This is a genomic window from Aeromonas sp. S8(2024) (assembly GCF_041403085.1).
GTDB classification, from domain to species: domain Bacteria; phylum Pseudomonadota; class Gammaproteobacteria; order Enterobacterales; family Aeromonadaceae; genus Aeromonas; species Aeromonas dhakensis.
In genome coordinates this window covers 74229-95060 of sequence record NZ_JBGLRF010000001.1, presented here as the reverse complement: position 1 = coordinate 95060, position 20832 = coordinate 74229, and the positions used below count along the sequence as shown (strand labels likewise).

The 20832-nt window shown below is 60.7% G+C and carries 19 protein-coding genes; 9 read left to right on the top strand and 10 right to left on the bottom strand.

Annotation, left to right across the window (positions count from 1 at the left end; translation table 11 throughout):
- The first annotated feature begins 33 nt into the window (after nt 1-33).
- The 4 genes from ACB031_RS00425 to ACB031_RS00410 are packed head-to-tail and all read left to right on the top strand — an operon-like array spanning nt 34 to nt 2894.
- On the top strand, nt 34-927 hold the full coding sequence (locus ACB031_RS00425; protein ID WP_005300069.1) for an ABC transporter permease subunit: 894 nt from the start codon (nt 34-36) through the stop codon (nt 925-927).
- Complete coding sequence (locus ACB031_RS00420; RefSeq protein WP_005300067.1) at nt 927-1055, top strand: hypothetical protein; 129 nt, start codon at nt 927-929, stop codon at nt 1053-1055. The genes ACB031_RS00425 and ACB031_RS00420 overlap by 1 nt, the downstream gene beginning before the upstream one ends.
- The gene (locus ACB031_RS00415) at nt 1055-2053 is read left to right on the top strand and encodes an oligopeptide/dipeptide ABC transporter ATP-binding protein (protein ID WP_005300065.1); all 999 of its coding nucleotides are present in this window, start codon (nt 1055-1057) and stop codon (nt 2051-2053) included. Before ACB031_RS00420 ends, ACB031_RS00415 begins: the two co-directional genes overlap by 1 nt.
- A gap of 55 nt (nt 2054-2108) precedes the next feature.
- Nucleotides 2109-2894, top strand: a complete 786-nt coding sequence (locus ACB031_RS00410) for an ATP-binding cassette domain-containing protein (RefSeq protein WP_005300064.1) — start codon at nt 2109-2111, stop codon at nt 2892-2894.
- Nucleotides 2895-3041: 147 nt separating this feature from the next.
- Here ACB031_RS00410 and ACB031_RS00405 read toward each other — a convergent pair whose 3' ends face one another.
- The 8 genes from ACB031_RS00405 to lrp form a co-directional block, all read right to left on the bottom strand.
- Nucleotides 3042-3800 (bottom strand): tRNA-(ms[2]io[6]A)-hydroxylase, encoded by a 759-nt coding sequence (locus ACB031_RS00405; protein ID WP_005300062.1) that lies wholly within the window; start codon nt 3798-3800, stop codon nt 3042-3044.
- A 185-nt stretch (nt 3801-3985) separates the two neighbouring features.
- Nucleotides 3986-5506, bottom strand: coding sequence for an amidophosphoribosyltransferase (gene purF / locus ACB031_RS00400; RefSeq protein WP_279461051.1), 1521 nt, complete (start codon nt 5504-5506; stop codon nt 3986-3988).
- Nucleotides 5507-5527: 21 nt separating this feature from the next.
- A complete protein-coding gene (locus ACB031_RS00395; RefSeq protein ID WP_005300057.1) occupies nt 5528-6016 on the bottom strand; it encodes a CvpA family protein in 489 nt (162 codons plus the stop codon).
- 186 nt (nt 6017-6202) lie between these two features.
- Nucleotides 6203-7498, bottom strand: a complete 1296-nt coding sequence (gene serS, locus ACB031_RS00390) for a serine--tRNA ligase (RefSeq protein WP_017782742.1) — start codon at nt 7496-7498, stop codon at nt 6203-6205.
- Between the two features lie 339 nt (nt 7499-7837).
- Entirely contained in the window at nt 7838-9181 is a 1344-nt protein-coding gene (locus tag ACB031_RS00385; protein ID WP_054545047.1) for a replication-associated recombination protein A, read from the bottom strand.
- A gap of 70 nt (nt 9182-9251) precedes the next feature.
- Nucleotides 9252-9860: an outer membrane lipoprotein chaperone LolA gene (gene lolA / locus ACB031_RS00380; RefSeq protein ID WP_041207241.1), complete on the bottom strand. Its 609-nt coding sequence runs from the start codon at nt 9858-9860 to the stop codon at nt 9252-9254.
- A 77-nt stretch (nt 9861-9937) separates the two neighbouring features.
- Nucleotides 9938-12466 carry a DNA translocase FtsK 4TM domain-containing protein gene (locus tag ACB031_RS00375; RefSeq protein ID WP_371138795.1) on the bottom strand — a complete coding sequence of 843 codons (2529 nt, stop codon included), beginning with the start codon at nt 12464-12466 and terminating at the stop codon, nt 9938-9940.
- A 201-nt stretch (nt 12467-12667) separates the two neighbouring features.
- Nucleotides 12668-13159 (bottom strand): leucine-responsive transcriptional regulator Lrp, encoded by a 492-nt coding sequence (gene lrp / locus ACB031_RS00370; RefSeq protein ID WP_005300047.1) that lies wholly within the window; start codon nt 13157-13159, stop codon nt 12668-12670.
- Between the two features lie 744 nt (nt 13160-13903).
- On the opposite strand from lrp, the gene trxB reads away from it, so the two are divergent.
- Entirely contained in the window at nt 13904-14854 is a 951-nt protein-coding gene (gene trxB / locus ACB031_RS00365) for a thioredoxin-disulfide reductase (RefSeq protein WP_054545048.1), read from the top strand.
- 57 nt (nt 14855-14911) lie between these two features.
- Nucleotides 14912-16159, top strand: coding sequence for a diguanylate cyclase (locus ACB031_RS00360; protein WP_017779995.1), 1248 nt, complete (start codon nt 14912-14914; stop codon nt 16157-16159).
- Between the two features lie 106 nt (nt 16160-16265).
- Here ACB031_RS00360 and ACB031_RS00355 read toward each other — a convergent pair whose 3' ends face one another.
- Complete coding sequence (locus tag ACB031_RS00355) at nt 16266-16736, bottom strand: glycine zipper 2TM domain-containing protein (protein WP_017765515.1); 471 nt, start codon at nt 16734-16736, stop codon at nt 16266-16268.
- 19 nt (nt 16737-16755) lie between these two features.
- Here ACB031_RS00355 and aat point away from each other — a divergent pair, with 19 nt between their 5' ends.
- The 3 genes from aat (at nt 16756) to infA (ending at nt 18463) form a co-directional block, all read left to right on the top strand.
- Nucleotides 16756-17463 (top strand): leucyl/phenylalanyl-tRNA--protein transferase, encoded by a 708-nt coding sequence (gene aat / locus ACB031_RS00350; RefSeq protein ID WP_274437133.1) that lies wholly within the window; start codon nt 16756-16758, stop codon nt 17461-17463.
- Nucleotides 17460-18176: an arginyltransferase gene (locus ACB031_RS00345; protein WP_005300035.1), complete on the top strand. Its 717-nt coding sequence runs from the start codon at nt 17460-17462 to the stop codon at nt 18174-18176. The genes aat and ACB031_RS00345 overlap by 4 nt, the downstream gene beginning before the upstream one ends.
- A gap of 68 nt (nt 18177-18244) precedes the next feature.
- Nucleotides 18245-18463, top strand: coding sequence for a translation initiation factor IF-1 (gene infA / locus ACB031_RS00340; protein WP_005300033.1), 219 nt, complete (start codon nt 18245-18247; stop codon nt 18461-18463).
- Nucleotides 18464-18532: 69 nt separating this feature from the next.
- Here the strand turns inward: infA and clpA are convergent, their stop codons facing one another.
- A complete protein-coding gene (gene clpA, locus ACB031_RS00335; protein ID WP_017787132.1) occupies nt 18533-20785 on the bottom strand; it encodes an ATP-dependent Clp protease ATP-binding subunit ClpA in 2253 nt (750 codons plus the stop codon).
- Nucleotides 20786-20832 lie beyond the last annotated feature (47 nt).

Here is a 20832-nt window from a genome sequence, read left to right as displayed (position 1 = left end):
GTGCTCATGGCATGACCCGGAGCCAGGAATCCTATGCAAGACAAGACTAGCCTCTACCCCGAGCTCAAGATCCTCTCGCCGCTGGAGCAGACCTGGGCCTCCTATCGCCGCAATCCGCTGGCGATGGCAGGGCTCTGGTGCTTCGTGATCCTGCTGCTGATCACCCTGCTCGGCCCGCTGGTGGTGCCCTACGGCATCGACGAGCAGCACAGCTCCCGCCTGCTGCTGGCCCCCTCCTGGGCCAACAGTGGCAACATCGACTACTTCCTCGGCACCGACGATCTGGGCCGCGACATCCTCTCCCGGCTGGTGGTGGGCGCCAGGCTCACCTTTGGCAACGCCCTGCTGGTGGTGGTGATCGCCATGGTGGTGGGCACCGCCATCGGCATCCTCGGCGGCATGAGCAAGGGGCTCAAGTCGAGCGTGCTGCACCACCTGCTCGATACCCTGCTCTCCATCCCCTCCCTGCTGCTGGCCATCATCATGGTCGCCATCCTGGGGCCGGGTCTGTTCAACACCCTGATCGCCATCACCCTGGCGCTGATCCCTCCCTTCATCCGGGCCACCTACAACGCAGTCCATACCGAGATGCAGAAGGAGTACATCATCGCCAGCCGGCTCGACGGCTCGCCCCCCTTGCGGATCATGCGCCTCGCCATTTTGCCGAACATCGTCGAAACCCTGGTGGCCCAGACTACCCGCACCCTGTCGGCGGCCATCCTCGACATCTCGGCGGTGGGCTTTCTCGGCCTCGGCGCCCAGTCACCGCAACCGGAATGGGGCGCCATGCTGGCGGACTCCAGCGATCTCATCTATCTCGCCCCCTGGACCGTGACCCTGCCGGGCATGGCCATCCTGTTCAGCGTGCTGGTGACCAACCTGGTTGGTGAAGGCATTCGCGAAGCACTCAAAGAAGGGAATGACTGATGCAATGCTCTGTGCCCAAGATAGGCATGCTCACCCTTGTCCCCCGCCAATTCCTGTACGGCGTGCAGGTCAACCCATCGCTGGTTGGCGAAGGCATTCGCGAAGCGCTCAAAGAGGGGAATGACTGATGCCGCTGCTCGACATACGCAACCTCACCATCGAGATCGACACCCCGCAGGGCAAGGTCAAGGCGGTGGACAAGGTGAGCCTGACCCTGGCCGAGGGGGAGATCCGCGGCCTGGTGGGGGAATCCGGCTCCGGCAAGAGCCTGGTGGCCAAGGTGATCGTCGGCATCCAGAAGGACAACTGGACGGTGCGCGCCGACCGGATGCGCTTCAACGACATGGACCTGCTGACCATGGCCCCCCGCGAGCGGCGCCGCATCATGGGCCGCGAGATCGCCATGATCTTCCAGGACCCCATCAGCTGTCTCGACCCCTCCGAGGAGATCGGCACCCAGCTGGAAGAGGCGATCCCGACCGACTCCTTCGAGGGGCAGTTCTGGCAGCGCTTCCAGTGGCGCAAGAAGAAGGCCATCGCCTTGCTGCACCGGGTCGGCGTCAAGGATCACCGCAAGGTGATGCGGGCCTACCCTCACGAGCTGTCGGACGGCATGTGCCAGAAGGTGATGATCGCCATGGCCATCGCCAACCAGCCGCGCCTGCTGGTGGCGGACGAGCCCACCAGCGCCATGGAGTCCACCACCCATTCCCAGATCCTGCGGCTGCTGGACAAGATGAACAAGCTGGGCAACACCACCATCCTCATCATCAGCAACGACATAGCCGCCATCGCCAACCTGACCGACACCATCAACGTGATGTATTGCGGCCAGATGGTGGAGGTGGGCACCCGGGAGCAGATCCTGGAGACCCCGCACCACCCCTATACCGATGCGCTGCTCAAGTCGATCCCCGACTTTGACAAGCTGGTGCGCCACAAGTCGCGCCTCGAGACCCTGCCCGGCGTCATTCCGCCGCTGCAGCACCTGCCCATCGGTTGCCGGCTCGGCCCCCGCTGCCCCTACGCCCAGAAGCAGTGCGTGCAGACGCCGCTGATGAGCAAGATCAAGGGGCACCAGTTCAGCTGCCACTTCCCGTTGAACATGGAAGAGCCCAAGAAGTGACGTCAATTTCGTATCAGTGCGTGACAGCGAGCCCTGTCACCAAGGAGTCAGGACAGTGATCGAACCCTCTCTGCTGCAGGTCAGGGGCCTGTGCAAGACCTATCAGAACCGCACCGGCCTGTTTCGACGCCGGGCGGTGGAAGCCATCAAGCCGCTCTCCTTTGATCTCGAGGTGGGCCAGACCCTGGCCATCGTCGGCGAGGCCGGCTCCGGCAAGAGCACCCTGGCCCGCATTCTGGCGGGCATGATAGAGCCGAGCGGTGGCGAGATCGCCATCGAGGGGCAGCCGATGATCCACGGCGACTATCAGACCCGCTGCAAGCTGCTGCGGATGATCTTCCAGGACCCCAACTCCTCCCTCAATCGCAAGATCCGGGTCGGCCAGATCCTGGAGACGCCGCTGCGCCTCAACACCGAGATGACCGAGGAGGAGCGCCGCGACAAGGTGATACAGACCCTGCGCATGGTGGGCATGCTGGCGGATCACGCCCTCTTCTACCCGCAGATGCTCTCCGCCGGCCAGCAGCAACGGGTGGCGCTGGCGCGGGCGCTGATCCTCAACCCCAAGATAGTGGTGGCCGACGAGGCGCTCTCTACCCTGGATATCTCGGTGCGCTCCCAGATCATCAACCTGCTGCTGGAGATGCAGGAGACCATGGGGCTCAGCTATGTGCTGGTGGCCAACGATCTGGGGGTGGTGAGCCACATCAGCGACGAGGTGCTGGTGATGCACGAAGGGCGGGTGGTGGAGCGCGGCAAGACCCTCAAGGTGTTCGCCGATCCCCAGCACGAGGTGACCCGCCGCCTCATCCAGAACTACGACAACGAATACCGCCGCTGAGCCCTGCCCGGCGGCCTGCCGCCGGCTCTTTCCCGCCGCCCCGAAAATGAGACAAAAAAATCCCGGCTCAGGGGCCGGGAATTGCGCTCAAAAGTAAATGCGTCGCTCGTAGTAGGAACGCTGCAATGGTAGGCAGCCCCCTTCGCGTCAACAACTGTCAGATCTGACAGGAAGACCGCTATGGAACCTGAACTGCGGATCCGGCGAGCGGATCAGCTCCGCCTCCACCTGGCCGAAGAAGGCCACCCGCTCGCTGATGTCCTCCCCCGCATATTGCTCGGCCAGCGCCAGATAATCCTGATAGTGGCGCGCCTCTGAGCGCAGCAGGGAGACGTAAAAGCGACCCAGCTCCTCGTCCAGATGGGGTGCCAGCTTGGCAAAACGCTCGCAGGAGCGCGCCTCGATATAGGCGCCGATGATCAGCTTGTCGACTATGGTGGCGGGCTCGTGGGTGCGCACGTGCTGCATCAGGTTGCGCGCGTAGCGGGAGGCGGTCACCGGGCCGTAGGGGATGTCGCGGGCGGCCATCAGCTCCAGCACCTGCTCGAAGTGGTGCAGCTCCTCCTGAATGAGGCGCACCATGGGAAACAGCAGCGGATTGCGAGAGAGCTCCTCGAACACGGTGCGATCGGTCTCTCCCATGGTCCGCTTGCCCAAGATCTCGGCCTTCTCCGGAATGGCGTCCAGCTCCCGATAGAACTCCAGCTTGGGCAACAGATGTCGCTTGCCCTTGGGCAGGCAGTAGCGGCGCACCAGGCTGTGGGCGGTGAGCGCAGCCTTGTTCTCACAGTTGGCGTGATCGATGAGCAGGGTCGGCAGCTGGGCGGGATCCCGCGCCATCTCGATCCACGCATCCGGGGTCTCGCAGTGCAAAAACTGGCGCACGGGGGCTAGCAGGTCATCCATCTGAACTCTCGTCTGGTCGGGTTGATACGGCGGCGGCCCATGCTAGCGGATCCCGCCGCCACTGCCCATAGCTGCGGGGACAAACGCTGTTTTTTCAAGCAGATGCAGGGCCCTTTTCGGCAAGCGGAAACAACAATGGGGGCCTTGGCCCCCATCTCGTTGCAACACCTCAACGTGGAAAACGTTTAACTGCCTTCGTTAAAAATTTCCAGGTTGCTGGTGCCTTCCTGCCACTCGCGCACCGCCTTGTTGTCATCGCTGCGCATGGCGTTGAGGTGGTCGAGGTAGGACTGATCCACGTCGGAAGTGACGTAGTGGCCGTTGAACACCGAAGTCTCGAAGTGACGCAGCTCGGGGTTGATCTCCCGCACCGCCGCTTCCAGATCTTCCAGATCCTGGAAGATGAGGCCGTCGGCGCCAATCAGCTTGCATACCTCTTCCACTTCCCGGCCGTGGGCGATCAGCTCGTTGGCGGTGGGCATGTCGATGCCGTAGACGTTGGGGAAGCGAATTTCCGGTGCCGCCGAGGCGAAGTAAACCTTGGCCGCCCCCGCTTCACGGGCCATCTGGATGATCTGCTCGGAGGTGGTACCGCGCACTATGCTGTCGTCCACCAGCAACACCTTCTTGCCCTTGAACTCGGAGCTGATGGCGTTGAGCTTGCGACGCACCGACTTCTTGCGCTGGGTCTGGCCCGGCATGATGAAGGTACGGCCGATGTAGCGGTTCTTCACGAAGCCCTGACGGTACGGCAGATCCAGGGTGTGGGCGATCTCCAGCGCCACATCGCAGGAGGTCTCGGGGATGGGGATGACCACGTCCACGTCGAGTTCTTCCCATTCGCGGGCGATCTTCTGACCCAGCTTGCGACCCATGTTGAGGCGGGCGGCATAGACCGACACCTTGTCGATGCACGAATCAGGGCGAGCGAAGTAGACGTACTCGAAGATGCAGGAGCTCATCTGCGGGTTCTCCGCACACTGCTCGGAGAAGAGCTGGCCCTGCTCGGTGATGTAGATGGCCTCGCCCGGGGCGATGTCGCGCACCGTCTCGAAACCGATGGCATCGAGCGCCACGCTCTCGGAGGCGAGCATGTACTCCACCTGCCCCTGCTCGTCGACCCGGCGACCCAGGATCAGCGGGCGAATGCCGTTGGGGTCGCGAAAACCGATGAGGCCGTGGCCGATCACCAGGGAGACCACCGCATAGGCGCCGCGGATCTGCTGATGCACCTTGCGCACCGCAGCGAAGATATCCTCCGGTTGCAGGGCCATCTTGTCGCAGCGATCCAGCTCGTGGGCCAGCACGTTCAGCAGCACTTCGGAATCCGAGGTGGTGTTGATGTGGCGACGGGCCACCTTGAACTGCTGCTCCTTGAGCTCCTTGGCGTTGGTGAGGTTGCCGTTGTGGGCCAGCACCATGCCGTAGGGAGAGTTCACGTAAAAAGGCTGGGCTTCAGCGGCACTGGAGCTGCCTGCGGTGGGATATCTGACATGTCCTATGCCGATATGCCCTTTCAGGCGCTGCATGTGACGCACTTCAAACACGTCCTTCACCAGGCCGTTGGCCTTGCGTTGCCGGAAGTTTCCACTGTCAATGGTCACGATCCCGGCGGCATCCTGTCCCCTGTGCTGCAACACCGTCAAGGCGTCGTAGAGGGCCTGATTGACGGGGGTGGTGCCAACTATACCGACAATACCACACATGTCTTTGCTACCTCGAAGTCACTATACCTGTTTAAGAAAACTCGATGAGTTCAGCATGAACCCGAAGAACCACTGGATGACCGGCTTGAACTCGGGCACCAGCTTGGATGCCACCCACCAGTCGCTCTGGGAGAGGCTGGTGAAGGTATCCATGAAAAAAAGCAGGGCACTGACGATCAGTACCCCGCGAATTGCGCCAAAACAGATGCCGAGCACCCGGTCGGTGCCGGACAGCCCCGTCTTGTCCACCAGCAGGCCCACCACGTAGTTGACCACGCTGCCCAGGATCAGGGTCGCCACGAACAAGGCGGCGATGGCCAGGCCATTGCGCACCAAGGGATCGCTGAACGAGGTGAAATAGACGGCGAGATCGGGATAGAAATGACTGGCGATGAAGAAGGCGACGAACCAGGTGACGAGAGACATGGCCTCCTTGACGAAGCCGCGCACCAGGCTGATGAGAGCAGAGAAACCGACGATGCCGATGATGGCGTAATCAATCCAGACCATAGAAAAAGATGTCCTGCGAAATTGCGGCGCAGTCTAACAAAAACGATTGCGCAATGCTTGATAAAATTGTGTTACATGTTCAAAGAGACGCCGGCAACGCAGATTTATTCACGATAAAAACGGTTGACCGGCGCCAGAATGCACAACGCCATGGCATGCCATGGCGTTGTCGTCTGCAATGAGCGCTTACCCGATGTGGGTCAGGCCGCCCATGTAGGATTGCAGCGCAGTCGGGATGGCGATGCGGCCATCTTCCTGCTGGTAGTTCTCCAGCACCGCCACCAGGGTGCGACCCACCGCCAGGCCAGAGCCGTTCAGGGTGTGCAGCAGCTGCGGCTTGCCATCGATGCGCACGCGAGCCTGCATGCGGCGCGCCTGGAAGTCGGTGCAGTTGGAGACGGAGGAGATCTCGCGATAGGTGTTCTGGGCCGGCAGCCACACTTCCAGATCGTAGGTCTTGGCAGCGCAGAAGCCCATGTCACCGGTGGAGAGTGCCATCACACGATACGGCAGCTCCAGCAGTTGCAGTACCTTCTCGGCGTGACCCACCATCTCTTCCAGCGCGTCCCAGGATTTTTCCGGGTGCACCAGCTGTACCATCTCGACCTTGTCGAACTGGTGCATGCGGATGAGACCGCGGGTGTCACGGCCGTAGGAGCCCGCTTCGGAGCGGAAGCAGGGGCTGTGGGCGGTCATCTTGATGGGCAGTTCCTGCTCGTCGAAGATCTCGTCGCGGGCCATGTTGGTGAGCGGCACTTCGGAGGTCGGGATCAGGGAGAACTTGCGTACCTTGCCCTCTTCTTCCCCTTCCCCTTCGATGCCGGTATTGAAGAGATCCTGAGAGAACTTGGGCAGCTGACCAGTGCCGTACAGGCTGTCCGGGTTGACCAGGTAGGGCACGTAGCACTCGGTGTAACCGTGCTGCAGGGTGTGCAGGTCCAGCATGAACTGGGCCAGGGCGCGGTGCAGGCGGGCGATCTGGCCCTTCATCACCACGAAACGGGAACCGGAGAGCTTGACGCCGTTCTTGAAGTCAACGCCCTTGGCCGCTTCACCCAGATCGATGTGATCGCGCACCTGGAAACTGAACTCGCGCGGGGTACCCCAGCGACGCACTTCCACGTTGTCGTTCTCGTCACGACCGACCGGAGTGGTGTCGCTCGGCAGGTTGGGGATGGCGTCGGCGATGGTCTTCAGCTCGGCCAGCAGGGCATCCAGCTCGACCTTGCTGGTCTCGAGCTCTTCGTTGATCTTGGTTACTTCAGCCTTGAGCGGGGCAACATCTTCGCCGCGACGGGCAGCCTCACCGATGGATTTGGAGCGGGCGTTGCGCTCGGCCTGCAGCTCCTGGGTACGGGACTGCAGATCCTTGCGTTTCTCTTCCAGAGCATTGACAGCCGCTACGTCCAGAGCGTAGCCACGTGTCGCCAGACGAGCGGCGGCATCGTCGATGTCGCTGCGCAGATATTTGGGATCCAGCATGGTTTACCTACTTTTTTAAAATGGGATCTGGGCCTGAGTCATCATGACGGGCTGGGAAACAGATCCGGAAGTTAACATCGGTTGGCACACCCCTGTCGTCTTTTTGCATCGGGCCAACAAGAGCAAGCCTTCGAAATCAAGAAGATGGCACCAGGCCAAGACAAGCGGGGTCAGAGGGGCAGTGTATCAGACCGCCCCCCCGCCCGAACAGGGACTATTGCGCCCGTTTTGCCCTGTTTTCCGGGGGATGGCGACCTGGATCAAATCGGCTGACCAATTAACGTGCAATCGGCCCGAATTGGTCAGGCAGAGGCGCGGCCACTCCCCTGCCCCGGCCGGTTATTTCTCACGCTGGCGCGGGCTCTGCTTGTCCAGTTCGTGCAGGTAGTCGAGCTTCTGGCCGATCTGCTTCTCAAGGCCGCGATCGGTGGGCTGATAGTACTGCTTGCCAGCCAGCTCAGGTGGGAAGTACTGCTCGCCGGCGGCATAGGCGCCCGGCTCGTCGTGGGCATAGCGATACTCGGCGCCATAGCCCAGCTCGCTCATCAGCCTGGTCGGTGCGTTGCGCAGGTGCGGCGGCACCTCGAAGTCAGGCAGGTTCTTGGCATCATGAAGCGCCGCCTTCCAGGCGGTGTAGACCGCATTGCTCTTGGGGGCGCAGGCGAGATAGACGATCGCCTGGGCGATGGCCCGCTCCCCTTCCGCCGGTCCGATGCGATGGAAGCAATCCCAAGCCGACAGGGCGACCTGCATGGCACGCGGGTCGGCATTGCCCACATCCTCGGAGGCAATCGCCAGCAGCCGGCGCGCAATATAGAGCGGATCGCAACCGGCGCTCACCATGCGGGCATACCAGTAGAGCGCCGCATCCGGCGCCGAGCCGCGAATGGATTTGTGCACCGCCGAGATGAGGTCATAGAAGTGATCGCCACCCTTGTCGAAACGGGCCACGTGTTCCCCCACCACGGCGGCGAGCAATGTGCTGTCGATCACCCGCGCCCCGGCACTGTCGATTTCGGCCATGTCGGCCAACAGCTCCAGATAGTTGAGGGACTTGCGCCCATCCCCGTCCACGGCTTTCGCCAGCGCCTCCTTCACCCCGGGGGCGAAGGCAAGGCTCGGGTCATTGAGGCCACGGGGGTCCTGCATCGCCTGATCGATCATGGCGAGGATATCCAGCTCCTCCAGCCGTTTGAGCAGATAGACCCGGGCCCGGGAGAGCAGAGCGTTGTTGAGTTCGAACGAGGGGTTCTCGGTGGTGGCGCCGATGAAGGTGATGGTGCCGTCTTCGATGTGGGGCAGGAACACATCCTGCTGGCTCTTGTTGAAGCGGTGCACCTCGTCCACGAAGAGGATGGTGCGCACCCCGCGCCAGCTGTTCTCCTTGGCCTTGTCGATGGCGGCGCGGATCTCCTTGATGCCGGAGGTCACCGCCGAGAGCCGCTCCACCTCGGCATGGCAGTAGTGAGCAACCAGTTCTGCCAGCGTGGTCTTGCCGGTGCCAGGAGGGCCCCACAGGATCATGGAGTGGCAGTGGCCCGCCAGGATCGCCTTGCGCAGCGGTTTGTCGGGCCCGAGGATATGTTGCTGACCTATGTACTGCTCGAGGGTTTGCGGCCGCATCCGGGCCGCCAGCGGACGAAAGTCCGACGAGAAATCCAGCGATAAATTGCTCATCTGCATTGACCGTCAGGAAGGGTGCAGGCCGCCGTTGCCGGGCGGCCTGCCAATAAAGCCAGCGCCTGCTTGCGCATCAGCGCTGATCGTCCAGTGCGACCCCCGCAGGCGTCTTGAAAACAAATTCGTTGCCCTTGAGCGCCGGCTTGCGGTTGAAGTTGCTCAGGGTGAACTCGCTCCACTGCCCCTGGGCCTCTTTCACGTCGAAGCGGTTGATGTTGTTCTGACGGTCGAAGGTGATGCGAAAGGAGGCGATCAACTCGTCCTGGTTGCGGCTGGTGACGGTATAGACATCCCCCTGCTGGGTCACGTCGTAGTTCTTCCAGAGCGAATCGTCGTTGCCGGCGATCAGCACGAAGGGGGTGTTGAGCACCGCATCCTTGAGCTTGAGCGCCGTCACCTGCTCGACGAAAGGATCGTAGATCCAGACATCCTTGCCATCGGCCACGATCAGGCTCTCGTCCGGCGTGGTGGTATGCCAGTTGAAACGGTTGGGACGCTGCACCAGCAGGGTACCGCCGGCACGCTGCAGCTCCTTGCCCTTGCTGTCATAGACCACCTGGGCAAACTTGGCGGAGAAGAGACTCACCCCCGCCAGTTTCTGCTTGAGATCGCTGGCCGCATCGGCCCACGCCTGGCTGCTGGCCACCAGCAGCACAGTGCCCATCAAGAGTTGTTTTTTCATCACGCTTTTCATAACGGCTATCTCGATAAAAGGCCATGCCCGCAGAGGGCATGGCCAGGATGATAGAGGGGTGAGCCTTAGTCCCGCACCGGCGGCGGGGCCAGCACGTCGCGCTGACCATTGCCGCCCGGGGCGCTGACGATGCCCTGGTTTTCCATCTGTTCGATGAGACGGGCCGCCCGGTTGTAACCAATCTTGAACTTGCGCTGCACGCTGGAGGTGGAACCACGGCGCGACTCCACCACGAAGGCCACCGCCTCGTCGAACAGGGGGTCGAGCTCTTCGTCGTCACCACCGCCATATTCGCCGCTGCCGCCCTCGCCGCCCGACTCACCGGAGAGGATCTCCTCGATGTAGTTCGGCTCGCCGCGCAGTTTCCAGTCCGCCACCACCTTGTGCACCTCGTGGTCATCGACGAAGGCGCCGTGCACCCGGGTCGGGTTGGAGGTACCGGCCGGCATGTAGAGCATGTCGCCCATGCCGAGCAGGGATTCCGCACCGCCCTGGTCGATGATGGTACGGGAGTCGATCTTGCTCGACACCTGGAACGAGATACGGGTCGGGATGTTGGCCTTGATAAGACCGGTGATCACATCCACCGACGGACGCTGGGTCGCGAGAATGAGGTGAATACCGGCCGCCCGCGCCTTCTGGGCGATACGGGCGATGAGCTCCTCCACCTTCTTGCCGACGATCATCATCATGTCGGCAAACTCGTCCACCACCACCACGATATGGGGCAGTTTTTCCAGCTCAGGCGGCATCTGATCCATGGAGTCGCCCGGACGCCACAGCGGATCCAGCAGGGGGTCGCCCTCCTCGATGGCTGCCAGCACCTTGTCGTTGTAGCCCTTGAGGTTGCGCACCCCGACCGCCGACATCAGCTTGTAGCGACGCTCCATCTCGCCCACGCACCAGCGCAGGGCATTGGCGGCGTCCTTCATGTCGGTCACCACCTCGGTCAGCAGATGGGGGATCCCTTCGTAGACCGACAGCTCCAGCATCTTGGGGTCGATCATGATGAAGCGCAGATCGTCCGGCGTCGACTTGTAGAGCATGGAGATGATCATGGTGTTCACCCCCACCGACTTGCCGGAACCTGTGGTACCGGCCACCAGCAGGTGGGGCATCTTGGCGAGGTTCACCACCACGGGTTCGCCGGCGATGTCCTGACCCAGGCCCATGGTGAGCGGGTTACGGCTGCCCGAGAACGCCTCGCAGTCGAGGGTCTCGCGCAGGTAGACGGTCTGACGCACCCGGTTGGGCAGCTCGATCCCCACATAAGTCTTGCCCGGGATCACCTCCACCACCCGCACGCTGCTGGCCGACAGAGAACGGGCCAAGTCGCGGGAGAGGTTGGTGATCTTGCTCGCCTTCATACCGGGTGCCAGATCCAGCTCGAAACGGGTGATGACGGGGCCCGGATAGACGCCCACCACCTTGGCCTGCACGTTGTAGTCGGCGAGTTTCGCCTCCACCAGCCGGCCCATGCGCTCCAGCTCGTCCTTGCTCATCATCTGGGTCTTGGCGGGCGGACGGTCCAGCAGCTCGATGCTCGGCAAGGGAGGCAGCCCTGGTTGCAGACGGCGCTTGGGCTTGCCAGGAGTAGGAGCAGCCGGGACCGGCGCCTCCTCATCCCCTTCGGCCCAGGGCAAGTCGAGATCATCGTCCTCGTCATCGGCCGTCACCAGCGCGGGCTGACGACGGGCGCCGGACGCGGCGGCCCGCTTGGTGCGGGTAACCGGCGCAGGCGCGTCATCTTCGTCATCGTCAAACTGCGGATCGAACTGGAAGGTATCCTCGTCGAGCTCGGGCAGCCACTCCTCGGACTTGGCCTTCTGGCCCTTGGCGGCCACCTTCTCCTTCGGGCGACGGGTCCAGCCGGTGTGCGGCTCATCCTCCTCGTCGTCACCCAGCTCGATGGCACCCACGCCCCCTTCCAGCAGGGGATCCGGCCCCTCGTAACGGGGCTGGCGCCAGCCACCGGTGAGCCAGCGGCCCAGGGTGGCAGGAAAGTGATAAACGGCGCTGACCGAGCCAGTGCAGGCGGCACCGATCCGCTCGACGATGGTGAGCCAGGACCAGCCGGTAAACAGGGTGATGCCGGTGGCCACGAAGCAGAGCAGCAGCAGGTTGGCCCCGACGCCGCCAAACAGCGGCACCACGGCGGAGGAGATAACGTCCCCCACCAGACCGCCGGCGGAGAAATTCTGCAGATCATTGAAGTTCATGCTGGCGATGGCGGACATGCCGAGCACGGTCAGGATGAAACCGACGATGCGCACCGACAGGGTGAGGTAGTCCACATCGAGCAAGCGGCTCGGGCGCCAGAACAGGCTCCAGCCAAGCAGCACGACCAGGGGGGGCACCAGATAGGAGAAAGCCCCGAAGGTAAACATGGTGATATCGGCGAGCCAGGCACCCGCGCTGCCGGCGAGGTTCTTCACCTCCCCTTGCCAGGAGGTCTGGGACCAACCGGGATCGGCGGGGTGGTAGGACAACAGGGCAAGCAAGAGATAGGCAGCCATCAGGGTGATGGCGATCAAGACGGCTTCGAAGATCCGTTGTGTACCTGATAAAGGAGTAAACAGCTTTTTATCGGCCAAACTCCGGCTCCTTTCTGAAAACATGTAATGCAGGGGGATAAGGGGGCCTAGTATCCCTGAAAAGCCCACCGGTTGTCAGCCAGTGCCCGATGTGCCGACCGTATTCACAACCGGCACGATAAGAAGAAACGAGCGGACCGGCCGCTCGTTTCTGAATGTCGTGACTTGTCGCAAGGCTGGCAAGCCACAGCATAACCCAACTCAACGGGTGCTGATCACCAGCCGACTGCTCTGTTTGACCTCTTCCATCACCACGTAGGTGCGGGTGTCGTTGACGCCGGGCAGACGCAGCAGGGTTTCCCCCAGCAGGCGGCGGTAGGCCGACATGTCGCTGACTCGGGTCTTGAGCAGATAGTCGAAATCGCCGGAGACCAGATGGCACTCCTGGATCTCTTCGAGCACCTGAACAGCCTTATTGAACTGTTCAAATACATCCGGGGCACCGCGATTGAGGGTGATTTCCACGAATACCAGCAGAGACGCATCCAGATAATGAGGGTTCAGAATGGCGGCATATCCTTCGATATACCCTTGTCGCTCGAGGCGACGAACCCGTTCCAGACACGGTGTGGGACTCAGGCCAACACGTTTGGACAACTCAACGTTCGAAATTCTGCCATCCTTTTGCAGCTCATTCAGAATGTTGCGGTCAATCCTGTCCAAATCCTTTAGCCGACTCTTAGCTTCCATCATTTATTCCATCCTTTGGCTATTTTTTGGTAAGAATCACCAGTCATTTTATAATTATGGTCACAAATCCTGTCAATACCTGAATATGCTAGGCGCAAATGTTGCGGAAAACGAACGCAACACAAAACACCAGTCGATAGTCGAGGGATAGCATGATTATCGGTGTACCTGAAGAAATAAAAAACCATGAATACCGCTTAGGCATGGTTCTGGCCAGTGTACGTTAACTAACAGCACGAAACCATACCGTTTTCGCCCAAAGCGGCGCAGGAAGCGGCAATGAGTTTGCCAATGCAGATTATCACGCTGCCACTGCTGCTATTTTGTCCTGTGTTGCCGAGCTTTTCGCCAGGGCAGAGTCACCACAACGATCAGCCAAGGCCGCCAAGCCGGCTGCCGCCCTCGCGCTTCCCTTCTTCTTATAGATGTACGTCCCGTCCACAGCGGGCCCCATTGCGCCAGAAGCTGTCAATCCTGGCGAGCTTGTCTCCATGTGAGCGGGGTCCGGTTCACTTGTGCCTGCAATCAGGACGCACGAGCACCACTCCCCTTGTTGTCGGCCGTGGGGCCACCAGAAATTGCTCGCCCGGGCCCATGACGACTGCCAGAAACAACCCGTGACAAGAGAGCGCTTCCCCTTCATGAAGGGCCTTGAGGCCGATTGATGCAATCGACGCACTGGCCTTTGACCCCATATCACGAATTACCTACAATCGCGCAAACTCATCACGTCTCGGAAATCACATCATGAGCCAAGTCACTCATAGCAAACTGCTGATCCTGGGCTCCGGCCCGGCTGGTTACACCGCTGCTGTCTACGCCGCCCGTGCCAACCTCAATCCGCTGCTCATCACCGGCATGCAGCAAGGCGGTCAGCTGACTACCACCACCGAAGTGGAGAACTGGCCCGGTGACCCCGAGGGTCTGACCGGTCCGGCCCTGATGGAGCGCATGAAAGAGCATGCGGAGAAGTTCGATACCCGCATCCTGTTCGATCACATCAATGAAGTGGAGCTGACCCAGCGTCCGTTCCGCCTCAAGGGCGACAACGGCGAATACACCTGTGATGCACTGATCATCGCGACCGGTGCCTCCGCCAAGTACCTGGGCCTGCCTTCCGAAGAGGCCTTCAAGGGCCGCGGCGTCTCCGCCTGCGCCACCTGTGACGGCTTCTTCTATCGCAACCAGGAAGTGGCCGTGGTCGGCGGCGGCAACACCGCCGTGGAAGAGGCACTCTATCTGGCCAACATCGCCAAGAAGGTGCACCTGATCCATCGCCGCGACGAGTTCCGCGCCGAGAAGATCCTGATCAAGCGCCTGCACGACAAGGTTGCCAGCGGCAACATCGTGCTGCACACCCACCAGACCCTGGACGAAGTGCTGGGTGACGACATGGGGGTGACCGGTGTGCGCCTGCGCAACACCCAGAACGACACCACCACCGACCTGCCACTGATGGGCGTCTTCATCGCCATCGGTCACCAGCCCAACACCCAGATCTTCGCCGACCAGCTGGAGATGCAGAACGGCTATCTTAAGGTGCGTGGCGGCCTCGACGGCTTTGCCACCCAGACCAGTATCGAAGGGGTTTTTGCCGCCGGTGACGTGGCTGACCACACCTACCGTCAAGCCATCACCTCCGCCGGTACTGGCTGTATGGCCGCCCTCGATGCAGAGCGTTATCTGGACGCGCAATAAGCACAAGGGATATAAAAGGCATGCCGCAAGGCATGCCTTTTTGCTTTAAGGAGCCGGATGAAACAGAAAATATTGATTGTCGAGGATAGTCTGACTATTCGTCGCATGCTGATCCAGGCCATTGCCCAGCAAACCGGGCTGGAAATCGATGCGTTCGAAACCCTGGAAGGGGCCCGACACTGTCGGGGAGAAGAGTATGTGGTTGCCCTGGTGGATCTCACCTTACCGGATGCCCCCAGCGGAGAAGCGGTCAAGGTATTGCTGGAGCGCGGCCTGCCGGTGGTGATCCTCACCGCCGACATCAGCGAGGAGAAACGGGAAGCCTGGCTTGAGGCCGGGGTGCTCGATTACGTGATGAAAGATTCACGTCACTCCCTGCAGTATGCCGTCAGCCTGGTCCATCGCCTCTACCTCAACCAGCGCATCGAAGTACTGGTGGTCGATGATTCCCGTACCTCCCGCCACCGCACCATGGCCCAGCTGCGCAAGCAACTGCTGCAGGTGCACGAGGCGAGCCATGCCCGTGAAGCGCTGGCCCAGCTCGAACAGAACCCGGCCATCCGGCTGGTACTGGTCGACTACTATATGCCAGAAATTGACGGGATCAGCCTGGTACGCATGTTGCGCGAGCGCTACAGCAAGCAGCAGCTCGCCATCATCGGGATCTCGGTTTCGGACAAACGCGGCCTCTCCGCCCGCTACCTCAAACAGGGTGCCAACGACTTCCTCAACCAGCCGTTCGAGCCGGAAGAGCTACAGTGCCGGGTCAGCCACAATCTGGAGGCGCTGGAACAGTTCAACAGCATCCAGGAGTCGGCCAATCGCGACTACCTGACCGGGCTCTACAACCGGCGCTACTGGTTCAACGAGGGTCAAAAATGGTTCGAGGAACACCAGCGCCAGGAGACGCCGCTTGCACTGTGCGTGCTCGATGTGGATCACTTCAAGCAGGTCAACGATCACTGGGGTCACGCTATCGGTGACCAGCTGTTGTGTCACCTCACCCGTCTGCTCACCCAGTTCTTCCCCGATGCCATGATCGCCCGCTTTGGCGGCGAGGAGTTTGCCCTGATGGTGCCTCACTGCACCGTGCCCGTGCTGCTCAAGCGGCTGGAAGGGTTGCGCCAGCAGATGCGCCAGCAACCGCTGTCACGGGAAACGCCGCTGTTCGTTCGCGCCAGTTTCGGGGTGATCCAGGTCGGGCGCGTCTCCATGGACGAGGCATTGAGCGAAGCGGATCGCCTGCTCTATCAGGCCAAGAACACCGGTCGTGACAAGATAGTGTCTCAAGGCTCAGCGGCCTGATCGCACCATCCCGGATGCTCGTCGTGTAGTACCGCCCGACCGCAGCCCCTCCCCGGGCACACGTCGGGTTCCCCTCCTGTTACCTCCCGTCATGTCACAGCCCTGCTCAGTAGGTCTTGTCGACCCGCACGCCATCGTCAAAATAGAGGATGCGCACCTTATCGCCGTTCATGAATACCATGGCCGGATCGTAATCCTGAATGACGTTGATCAGCCCGTTCTGTTCGTTGCGAATGAGCAGTTCCACCAGCTTGTTCTCCACCACTGTGCCGCCGGATTGATACTGCTGCGCCGCAGCGGCGCCCGCCAGAGCCCCGACAGCAGTGGCGATTTCCCGACCATGGCCGCCACCGAACTGGTTGCCAAGCAGACCACCCAGCACGGCGCCGCCCAAGGTTTTCCAGCCTGAACGCTCGGATTCCAGGATCTGACGCTGGGTGATGTTGCGCACCGTTTCGACCTGGCCAAACACCACCTGATTCACGGGCCTGGCGGTATTGCGCTCGTAGACCTGGGCCCAGGCGGGCGCAGTGACAAAGCAGAACAAGCTGGATACTATCAGGATAATGGCCTTCATCTATGAACCTCGTTGCCTTATGTCTCGCTATCTTACCCAATTGGATGATGAGCTGTGCTGGTTTCCCGACCCCGAGCACGCCCTGGATGAACCCAACGGCCTGCTGGCGATCGGTGGCGATCTCTCCCCCGCCCGTTTGCTGGCAGCTTACCACAAGGGGATCTTCCCGTGGAACGAACCCCACCAGCCGCTGCTGTGGTGGTCACCCGACCCCAGAGGCGTAGTGCAGCCGGCGCAACTGCACATCGGCCGCAGCCTGCGCAAATTTATCCGCCGTACCCCATTCGATATTTCCATCGATCGCGCCTTTAATGAGGTGATAGCGGCCTGCGCCGCCCCCCGTCGCAGTGCCAGTGGAACCTGGATAAGCACACCCATGATCGACGCCTATCGACAGCTGCACCGCCTTGGCCATGCCCACTCCATCGAGATCTGGCAGGATGGCCGGCTGCAGGCCGGCCTCTACGGCCTCTCCCTCGGCCGGGTGTTCTGTGGCGAGTCCATGTTCAGTCGCATCGACAACGGCGCCAAGCTGGCCATGGTAGCCCTCTGCCAGCACTTTGCCCGGCATGACGGGGCCCTGATCGATTGCCAGATGCAGAACGACTTTCTGGCCACCATGGGAATAGAGGAGTGGCCGAGAAGCAAATTCCTGACGACGCTGACCCAGCTGAGTCGGCAACCACTGGCGGCCGGCTGCTGGCAGGCGGGGAGCATGACACTATGACCGAAGAAGTGATCCTCAAGGTAGGACTGACCCCCAAGCATCAGTGCAGCTATCTGGGTCATGAACAGGAACAGCTGTTGGTATTGATGGATCACAGCCTGCTCAACGCCAGCGGTTACGAGCGCCTGCTGACGGCCGGCTTCCGCCGCAGTGGCAACGACATCTATCGCCCCCACTGCCCGGCCTGCAATGCCTGCCAGTCACTGCGCATCCACAGCGAACGCTTCGTGCCCAGCCGCAGCCAGAAGCGGATCCGCCAGCTCAACCGGGATATCGAGCTGGTGCTGAGCTACGATGACAAGCCCGAATACTATCAGCTCTATGAGCGCTACATTCGCGAACGCCACCATGACGGCAGCATGTATCCCCCCAGCCGCACCCAGTACAAGGGGTTTCTCCATTGCGACTGGATGCCTCCCCTCTATCTGGAAATGCGCAAGGATAATCGGCTGATCGGGGTTGCTACTACGGATCTGCTGCCCCATTCCCTCAGCGCAATGTACACCTTCTTCGACCCGGCCCATGCCGATCGCTCACTCGGTACCTTTGCCATTCTGAGCCAGTTGGAACTGGCCAGGCGTACCGGCCGCAGCTGGCTGTATCTGGGCTACCTGGTGGAGGAGTGCCGCAAGATGAATTACAAGAGCCAGTACCTGCCTCATGAGCGTCTGATACAGGGAGAATGGAAAAATATCGACAGCAAGCCCGAGTAAACTTTACACATAGCCTTAAATCCGGCATGATCCAGCGGATTTTTGTTGTGGCTTATCAAGAGGATTCAATGGCTAAAGAAGACAGTATTGAGATGCAGGGCACTATTCTCGAAACCCTGCCCAATACCATGTTCCGTGTGGAACTGGAAAATGGTCACGTGGTTATCGCTCATATTTCCGGCAAGATGCGCAAAAACTACATCCGTATCCTGACTGGAGACAAAGTAACGGTAGCTCTGACTCCGTACGATCTCTCCAAGGGACGTATTGTTTTCCGCTCTCGCTAAGCCAGGAATTCAGCAAAAAACCCCAACCTTTCGGTTGGGGTTTTTTGTGGTCTTTCAACTGTTCAATGCTTAGTGGGAAACGGCTTCAACATTGACCTGATAGTCAAAGCTGAGGCTGTCATTTATCAACTCAACCTTCACAACCCCCCCATCGACCAGCGCCCCGAACAGGATCTCGTTGGCCAGGGGTTTCTTGAGGTGTTCCTGGATAACCCGCCCCATGGGTCTTGCCCCCATGGCCCTGTCATATCCTTTCTCGGCCAACCAGTGGCGGACACCCTCGGACACTTCAAGGGATACCCCTTTCGCATCCAGCTGAACCTGCAACTCGACGATGAACTTGTCGACCACCTGATGGATGATCTGCATGTCCAGATGGTTGAACCAGATGATGTGATCAAGCCGGTTGCGAAACTCCGGACTGAACGTCTTGTTGATCACCGCCATAGCATCGTGGCTCATATCCTGCTGCTGGAAGCCGATTGACTTGCGCTGGGTCTCCTGTACCCCCGCGTTGGTGGTCATCACCAAGATCACGTTGCGAAAATCCGCCTTGCGCCCGTTGTTGTCAGTCAGGGTGCCGTTGTCCATCACCTGCAACAGCAGATTGAACACGTCCGGATGCGCTTTTTCGATCTCGTCCAGCAGCACCACTGAGTGCGGATGCTTGAGAACAGAGTCGGTCAGCAGGCCCCCCTGCTCGAACCCCACATAACCGGGAGGCGCCCCGATCAGGCGAGAAACGGTGTGGCGCTCCATGTACTCGGACATATCAAAGCGCAGCACCTCGACGCCAAGCGCCTTGCCGAGCTGCTGGGTGACCTCGGTCTTGCCTACCCCGGTCGGGCCGGCAAACAGGAAGCAGCCCACTGGGCGACGCTCGTTGCCCAGCCCCGAGCGGGAGAGGCGAATGGAGTCTGTCAGCACCTCGATGGCTTTGTCTTGACCAAAGACCACCATCTTGAGATTGCGCTCCAGATTCTTCAGCACTTCCTTGTCGGAAGAGGAGACTGATTTCTCCGGGATGCGGGCAATCTTGGCGACAATGGTTTCGATCTCCTGCACATTGATCACTTTCTTGCGCTTGCTCACCGGCAGCAAGCGTTGACCCGCCCCGGCCTCGTCGATCACGTCGATCGCCTTGTCCGGCAGGTGGCGGTCATTGATGTACTTGGCGGAGAGCTCCACCGCGGCACGGATGGCCTTGACGGTGTAACGTACCCCGTGGTGCGCCTCATAGCGGCTCTTGAGGCCCATCAGGATGCGGGTAGTGTCATCCACGCTGGGCTCGACGATGTCGATCTTCTGGAAGCGACGCGCCAGGGCGCGGTCTTTTTCAAAGATCTGGGAGTATTCTTGGTAGGTGGTAGAGCCGACGCAGCGCAGCAAGCCATTGGAGAGCAGTGGCTTGATGAGGTTGGCCGCATCCAGCTGACCACCGGAGGCAGCCCCCGCCCCAATGATGGTGTGGATCTCGTCGATGAACAGGATGGCCCCTTCCTGACGCTCGATCTGCTTGAGCAGCACCTTGAGGCGCTTCTCGAAGTCACCGCGATATTTGGTCCCCGCCAGCAGCGACCCCATATCCAGGGAGTAGATGGTACTGCCCGCAATCACCTCGGGCACATCACCCTTGACGATACGATAGGCCAGCCCTTCCGCGATGGCTGTCTTGCCCACCCCGGCTTCGCCCACCAGCAAGGGGTTGTTCTTGCGACGGCGGCAGAGCACCTGAATCGTACGGTTGAGCTCCTGGTCGCGCCCGATGAGGGGATCGATACGCCCTTCCAGTACCAGCTGATTGAGGTTGGTGGCAAAGCTCTCAATCTGGGCAGCAGAGACCTCATCGTCAGACTCGACGTTGTTGTTGCTGTTGTCCGGTTTGCTGTCTTTACGTACCCCATGGGAGAGGAAGTTGACCACATCCAGCCGGCTGATCTCGGCCTTTTTCAGGAAGTAAGCAGCTTGGGACTCCTGCTCGCTGAAGATGGCAACCAGCACGTTGGCTCCACTGACCTCGGTGTTGCCGGAGGACTGAACGTGGAACACGGCGCGTTGCAGCACTCGCTGGAAGCCCAGTGTGGGCTGGGTCTCGCGGTCTTCATCATCACGGGGAATAAGCGGGGTTGTTTGACTGATGAATGCGCTGATCTCTTTGCGCATCTGCTCCACGTCAGCACCACAAGAACTCAGCGCCTCATTGGCTGAGCTGTTATCCAGCAGGGCTAACAACAGGTGCTCGACGGTCATGAATTCGTGGCGCTCGTCACGGGCCAGTTTGAAAGCCTCGTTCAGCGTCTTTTCTAGATCTTTATTCAACATAGGCACCTCCCCTAGTACAGCAACAATGTGGTGTCGTCATCGCCATC